The organism is Escherichia sp. AM3 (assembly GCF_032029835.1).
In the GTDB taxonomy this organism is placed as follows: domain Bacteria; phylum Pseudomonadota; class Gammaproteobacteria; order Enterobacterales; family Enterobacteriaceae; genus Escherichia; species Escherichia coli.
In genome coordinates this window covers 1-270 of record NZ_JAVUPQ010000990.1, presented here as the reverse complement: position 1 = coordinate 270, position 270 = coordinate 1, and the positions used below count along the sequence as shown (strand labels likewise).

Sequence of the window (270 nt, the reverse complement as noted above, 5' to 3'; positions counted from 1 at the left end):
ATTTATCGCAAAATTATATTCAGAACTGGCTAAATCTGAATCACCTGCGATTACAAACCCAGGCGCACCCAGTAATGTAAACATCATAAACAACATTTTGTTTTTCATGCTGTCACCCTGGACCTGGCTATAAAATAGGTATGTCTTTACCCGTTAACGCGATTCGTTTTGTTAACGCCGCGTTACGGAAAAGAGTATGTCTGCCGAAACATATTTAATATCTCACCCGTGTGCCTTATTTTTATATGCTCATTCACCTCAAAGTCGTAA

Annotated in this window: 1 pseudogene; it reads right to left on the bottom strand. The window is 38.9% G+C overall.

Annotated features, from left to right (window positions below):
- A pseudogene (gene csgB / locus RTW80_RS29375) lies at positions 1-108 on the bottom strand (curlin minor subunit CsgB); the annotation flags it as partial.
- Positions 109-270: the final 162 nt, after the last annotated feature.